This window comes from Frankia gtarii, assembly GCF_025403375.1.
Classification (GTDB): domain Bacteria; phylum Actinomycetota; class Actinomycetes; order Frankiales; family Frankiaceae; genus Frankia; species Frankia gtarii.
In genome coordinates, this window is sequence record NZ_JAMPTM010000343.1 from 1 (window position 1) to 6,527 (window position 6,527).

The following is a 6,527-nucleotide window of genomic DNA, read 5'->3' on the forward strand; positions in this document are numbered from 1 at the left end:
CGGGGGCGATCCGCTGGTCCGGGGGGGTCGCGGTGGTGTTGCTGTCCGGGACGGCCACGGCGATCGCGGGGCCGATCGGCTTCGTCGGGCTCGCCGTGCCGCATTTCGCTCGCCTGATCACCGGCCCGGACAATCGCTGGGTGCTGGCATACAGCGCGGTGCTCGCCCCCGTCCTCGTCCTCATCGCCGACGTGGCCGGCCGCGTGATCGTGGCGCCCGGCGAGCTGGAGGTGGGGATCATCATGGCCTTCATCGGTGCCCCGGTCCTGATCGTGCTGTGTCGCCGCCGTCGGGTGGTGCAGCTGTGAGCGGCCCGCCGGCCGTCGGCGCCGGCCCGGGGATCGGGGCGGCGAGCGGCCCGGCGGCGGACCGATCCGCGGGCCCCGGGTCCGGGTGGGCGCTGCGGGCGATGTCGGATCGGGTCTCGTGGCGGATACATCCCCGCACGCTCCTGGTCAGCGGCCTGCTGGCGGGTCTGATAGTCCTGGTCGGCGGGTGGACCCTGATGACCGGCGACTACCAGGCGACCCCGGGGCAGGTGGTCCGCACGCTGCTCGGTGACGGACCGCCGGGGCTGGAGACCGTGGTGAACCGGTTCCGGCTGCCCCGCCTGCTGATCGCCATCGGCGTCGGCGCCGCGCTCGGCGTCGCCGGCGGGATCTTCCAGAGCGTCTCCCGCAACCCGCTGGGCAGCCCGGACATCATCGGGTTCACCACCGGGTCCGCGACCGGTGGCCTGCTGCTCATTCTGCTGTACCCGCACAGTTCCATCGGCGTGCCGGCCGGCGCCGTCGGCGGGGGGCTGCTGACCGCGGTCATGGTCTACGGGCTCAGCTACCGCCGTGGCGTCCAGGGAAACAGGTTGATCCTCATCGGGATCGGCGTCGGCGCGGTCCTGGCGTCCGTGAACGCGTTCCTGCTCAGCCGGGCCACCCTGGAGAGCGCGCAGAGCGCCCAGCACTGGCTGGTCGGCAGCGTCAACGGGCTCGGGTGGGCGTATGTGTGGCCGCTGTGGGCCGTCCTCGCCGTCGTGCTGCCCATCACGCTGCTCCTCGGCCGCAATCTGATGATCATGGAGCTGGGGGAGGAGACGGCCGGCGCGCTCGGGGTGCCGATCGAACGGACCAGGCTGGCACTGGCGGTCTGCGCAGTGGGTCTGACCGCGGTCGCCACCGCGGCCGCCGGCCCGATCGCCTTCGTCGCGTTGGCGGCGCCGCAGATCGCGCGCCGGCTGGCGCGGTCGGGGACGCCGACGCTGTTTCCCGCCGCGCTGACCGGAGCCCTGATTCTGGTCGTCGCGGACCTCGCCGGCCAGCGGCTGCTGAACCCGGTCCAGCTTCCGGTCGGCGTGAGCACCGGAGCGATCGGCGGTCTCTACCTGACCTGGCTGCTGGGGCGGGAATGGCGCAAGGGGAAATGAGAGCGGCGGGAAACAGAACGCCAGGGGTCAGAACGTCAGGGGTCAGAACTTCAGGTACATCTCATCCGGGATGATCGGCTGATGGTAGGTGCAGGACCCGGAGAGCACGGTCGAGCCGTGCAGCCGGGACTTGGGGATGAGAATCTTGTCGCCGTCCCGCAGGGCGATCTTGTGGGTGACGTTGTTCCAGAAGTGCATCTGACCGGATTCGATCATCACGAGCCGGTGTTCGTTGTGGACGTGGGTCGTCGACGTCTCCTCGCTGGTCTCGACGAAGGTGTCCAGATCGACGTCGATGCCCTCGCCGACGAGGTAGGCGTCGATGGCCTCGGCCTTCGCCTTGTGCTCCTCGATCGAGTCCGCCCAGGCGAGCTGGGTGGCGAGGTCACGGTCCCATAGCCGGGTGAGCCGGCGGGCGTCGCTGAAGCCCGTGTGGAACGCGGTCAACGTGTCCTCGCCGAGCAGCGCCCGCAGTGGCTCGACCAGCGCGGCGACCAGCTCGTCGAGCGCCTGCGGGGTGGCGGTCGACGGCGGGTCGGCGAAGAACGCCGGTCGAACACCGAGACCGTCCTCGACGGCGTCCGACCAGACGCCGGCGGTCGCGGCGGCGTCGATGCGCTGGTGCACGAACGCACCGAGCAGCTCGGCGAAGCGCTCCGGCGCCCGGGACAGCCGGTGCAGCTGGTTGCCCCGCGCCAGCGAGGTGTTCAGGTACAGCTGCCAGTAGGCGCCGGCGCCGGTGCGCAGCTCCGCGGCGCCGAGCAGATCCGTCCAGGCCCGCGCGTCGGCGACCCACCGCTGGTAGTCGTCGAGCAACAGGCCCCGGGCTGTCGGATGCGCCGGGTCGTACTCGCCGAGGGCCGCTCGGGCGATCGCGGTGCGCGCCGCCGGCAGGAAGGCCGACAGCTGCAGCAGCGCGAACGTGGTCGCCTCGCGGCGGTCGCGGGTGCCGCGCAGCACGGCAAAGGCGTCGCCCGGGTGCGCCTGGCGCTGCTCGGCATACTCGCGCAGTTCACGGCGCAGCCCGGCGAGCCCGGCGTCGGGATAGGACGGGCCGGGGCGGTCCTCGGCGAGGAACGTGAACAGATGGTGTTCGAGCACCGGTTGGGCGAGCGCACCCCGCAGGCGGTTCGCCGCGTTGTAGAAGTCCGCGCCGTCCCGATCGGCCGCCGGGTTCGGCCGCGGCGGAAGGTACAGCAGATCGGCATCGTAGATGTTGCGCAGCATCCGGTGCCCGAGCAGGCCGGACAACGCAAGGACGTTGTCGGCCGGCAGCGTCGTGGCGTAGTCCAACCAGGCCAGGTCCGCCGGGCGGACCGGGCGTCGGTAGGGATCGGCCTCGGTGGTGAGCTCCTCCCATTCGGCGGGCCGGAACGCGGGGTTGGCCGCGAAGGCCCGCACCAGCGCGTGTGCGCCCGCCCCGGTGATGGCTGTCTCGACCGCGGCGATCAGCTCACCCGACGCGGCGGCGTCGGTCAGGTCGGCGTCGGTCAGGTCGGGGTCGGTCAGGTCGGCGGGCTCCGGTAGCTTCCCGGGCACCGTGGTCTGGTTCAAGGTCATCGCAGGTTCCTCCTCCGCGGAGATGGGTGAGCGGCCGCGGGATCGGCCGCGAGGTGGCGCGCGAGCTGCTCGACGGTGCTGTGCGTGAACAGGTCGCTGATCGCCAGCGGGCGACCGAGTTGCTGCTCGAGCTGGTTGTGCACCCGGATGAGGAGCAGTGAATGGCCGCCTAGAGTGAACAAGTCGTCGTGGATGCCGACCCGCGCGACGTCCAGCACCTGCGACCAGATCGCGGCGATCAGCCGTTGCAGCTCGTCCGTCGGTTCGACGAACGCCACCGTGGTCGCCGGCTCCGCCGGCACCGTGAGGTCGAGGGAGACCACCGCGACGCGGTCGACCTTGCCCGAGGGGGTCAGCGGCAGCTCATCGACGACGACGATGACGTCGGGAACCATGTGCAGCGGAAGGCGGGTGCTGAGCCAGCCGCGCAGCATCGTGGGATCGACAGGTCTGCCCGGCGCCGTGGCCGTGGCGGGGGCCGGTGCCGCGCGCACGTAGTAGGCGCGTAGCTCGCCGGTGCCGTCGGGACGCGTGCGGAGCAGGGCGACGCCCCGGCCCACCCCCGGGTGGCGACCCAGCACCTGTTCGACCTCCTCGAGTTCCACTCGGAACCCGCGGATCTTCACCTGGTTGTCCGCCCGACCGAGGAACTCGATCTCCCCGTCGCCGCGGAAGCGCGCGAGGTCACCGGAGCTGTACATCCGGGCGCCGGGCACGGCACTGAACGGATCGGGGACGAACCGGTCCGCGGTCCGGCGTGGATCACTGAGGTATCCCCGGGCCAGCGGGAGCCCGCTGATGAACAGCTCGCCGACGCCGCCGACCGGGACAGGGTTGTAATCGGCGTCCAGCACCCGGATTCGGGTGTTCGGGTTCGGTCGGCCGATGGAGACCCGGGCCTCGGTCTCGCCCGGCTCGAACACCCGGCACGAGACGCCGATCGTCGCCTCGGCGGGTCCATAGCCGTGGTACAGCCGTGCGTCCCACGCCTCCTGGAAGCGGTGAAACAGGTCGTCACGCATGGTCTCGCCGCCGCACCAGACGTGCTGCAGCGACCGGCCGGACGCGGCGGCGTCGGGTCGATCGAGCATCACGTCGAGCATGGACGCAACGAGGTAGCAGAAGGTCACCTGCCGGCCTCGGATGATGTCCAGTAGCTGGCCGGGCTCGCCCCCGGCTTCTGCCGGCGCGACCACGAGCCGGGCGCCGGCCACCAGCGGCAGGAAGATCTCGTTGATCGAGATGTCGAAGCCGATCGGAGCCTTGTGCAGGACGACATCACGCCCGTTGAGGCCGATCAGGTCGATCTGCCAGCGCAACCGGTTGCAGATCGCCTGGTGGCGGATCATCACCCCCTTCGGGGTGCCGGTCGATCCGGAGGTGTAGATGATGTACGCGAGGTTCTCCATGTCCACCCGCGGGCCGTCGACCCCGGGCCGGGCGTCGCTCCCGGATGCCGCGTCGACCTCGGATCCCGCGTCGACCTCGGATCCCGCGTCGACCTCGGATCCCGCGTCGATCGCTCCCGCTCCGCCCGTCGTTCCGACACTCCGGCCGACGCCGTCCAGCCATGTGACGGGCACGGACGAGCTCGACTCGGACGAGCTCGACTCGGACGAGCTCGGCGCGGCGGCGCCCGGGCGGGAGCCGTCGGGGCGGCGCGCGGAGGGGCCCGGCGTCCCGGCCGCCGGAAGGTCGGGCAGGACGACGTCGGCGCCCGCTACGACGGCGGCCACCCCAGCGTCGTGGGCGACCTCGGCGATGCGTCGGGGTGGCCAGGAGGTGTCCAGCGGAACGAACGCACCGCCGGCCTTCAGGACGCCGAGCAGCGCCACCACCAGTGCGGCCGATCGTGGTACGCAGACGCCGACCGTCACCTCCGGACCGACTCCGGCGGCGCGCAGTCGGGCGGCGAGGAGGTCGGCTCGGTCCTCGAGCTCGGCGTAGGTGAGCTCGACATCCTCGCCGGACTCGATATCTTCGGTGGCCTTGCTGGCCTCGGCGGTCCATGCCGTGCCGGCGGCCCGGTGGACCACGCCGACCACCGCGACGGCGTCCGGAGTGCGCCGCGCCTGGTCGGTGACCAGCTCGCTGAGGGTCCGGCCTACCAACGGGTCGACGCGGCCGCCCGACCACTCGTCGACGACGAGGCGGCGTTCCGCGGTGGACAGCGGGTCGAGGTCGGACACCAGGGTGTCGTCGCTGAGCTGCTCGCACAGCCGGGCCAGCCGACCGACGATCCGCTCGGCGTCGGCGGGGGTGAAACGGCCGGCGTCGGCCACGGCAGTCAGTCTGATGGTGGCCTGGTCCTCCACCGCTTCCAGCACGAGCGGGAATCGGGACGTGCCGTTGTCCAGGGCGATCTCGGCGCTGCGCAACCCGGGCAGGGCGAAGTCGCCGAGCGCGGGGGGCCGGTAGCGGACCATCACATCGAACAGGACCGGTCCGTCGGCGCTCCGGTGGCCACCGACGGCGCGGACGACGTCGTCGAAGGGGACGTGCCGGTGCTCCCACGCGGTTGCGCGGTTCCGCCGGACCCGGTCGACGAGCGCGCCGAAGGTCGCCTCGGTGTCGACCCTGGTGCGCAGCACGACCGTGTTGCCGAAGTTGCCGAGGACCCGGTCCAGGCCGGGCTGCGGCCGTTCGGTGACGGACACGCCGACGGCGATGTCGTCGAGCCCCGTCGATCGGTGCAGCAGGACCGTCGCGGCCGCGAGCACGACGACGTCCGGGGAGGTGTCGTGCGCCGCGGCGAACGCCCGCAGTCGGTCGGTGAAGCGCGCCGACAGGGTGTGGCTGCGGCGCAGCGCCGTGTGGTCGCCCGCGGAGTCCGCCCCGCTGGCGGGGTCGATCGTCGTGAGCTGCGGGACCAGCACCGGAGGGGGCGGTGTCAGGTTCTGCCGCCACCACGCCAGCTCCGCGACGGCGCGCTCGCGGTGCTCCGGCTCGGCCTCCCGGCGGGCGTACGCGCCGTAGCCGGCGGCCGGCGGGCCGAGGTCGAGCGGCTCGCCGCCGGTCCTCGCCCGATAGCCGGCCGCGAGGTCGGCGAACAGAATCGGCCAGCTCAGATCGTCACAGGCGATGTGCTGGAGCACCAGGTGCAGCACATGCTCGGCCGGCCCGACGCGCAGCAGCTGTGCTCGCAGCGGAATCTCGGTGGCGAGATCGATCGGCGTCCGTCCGAATGCCCGGGCGGCGGCATCGACGGCGGCATCGACGGCGGCCTCGTCGGCCGCGAGATCCCGGACCGTGAGGGCGATCAGATCCGCGGCCTGCCGGGTAAGGATGACCTGGCTCGGTTCGCCGGTGGCGTCTGCCGGGTAGATGGTGCGCAGGATCTCGTGCCGGTCCACGGCGTCGCGCAGGGCGGCCTCGAGAGCCCCGATCTCGAGGCCGCCGCTGATCCGGACGCCGGCGGACAGGTGGTAGGCGCTACTGCGCGGGGCCAGCCGGTGCAGGAACCAGAACCGGCGTTGCGCGGCCGACAGGGGCCCGGCGGTGAGCCGGTCGCTCGGGCCGGGCTGCACCGGGCTGGGCTGCGTTGGGC

4 protein-coding genes are annotated in these 6,527 nt (G+C 72.4%); 2 read left to right on the forward strand and 2 right to left on the reverse strand.

From position 1 onward, the window contains the following. Together NBZ83_RS28910 and NBZ83_RS28915 are read left to right on the forward strand one after the other, a co-directional pair. Positions 1-308: iron chelate uptake ABC transporter family permease subunit (locus NBZ83_RS28910; RefSeq protein ID WP_261576209.1), on the forward strand; the 308-nt coding region annotated here is incomplete at its 5' end. After that, a complete protein-coding gene (locus NBZ83_RS28915) occupies positions 305-1,420 on the forward strand; it encodes a FecCD family ABC transporter permease (RefSeq protein WP_261570313.1) in 1,116 nt (371 codons plus the stop codon). The genes NBZ83_RS28910 and NBZ83_RS28915, both read left to right, overlap by 4 nt. Before the next feature lie 42 nt (positions 1,421-1,462). On the opposite strand, the gene NBZ83_RS28920 is transcribed toward NBZ83_RS28915, so the two are convergent. Next, positions 1,463-2,980 (reverse strand): cupin domain-containing protein, encoded by a 1,518-nt coding sequence (locus NBZ83_RS28920; protein ID WP_261576210.1) that lies wholly within the window; start codon positions 2,978-2,980, stop codon positions 1,463-1,465. Then, a partial coding sequence (locus tag NBZ83_RS28925) for a non-ribosomal peptide synthetase (protein ID WP_261576211.1) occupies positions 2,977-6,527 on the reverse strand: 3,551 nt, incomplete at its 5' end. The genes NBZ83_RS28920 and NBZ83_RS28925, both read right to left, overlap by 4 nt.

Excerpts from the sequence above, each read along its gene's own strand:
- NBZ83_RS28920 (WP_261576210.1), bottom strand. The coding sequence starts at position 2,980 with ATGACCTTGAACCAGACCACGGTGCCCGGGAAGCTACCGGAGCCCGCC.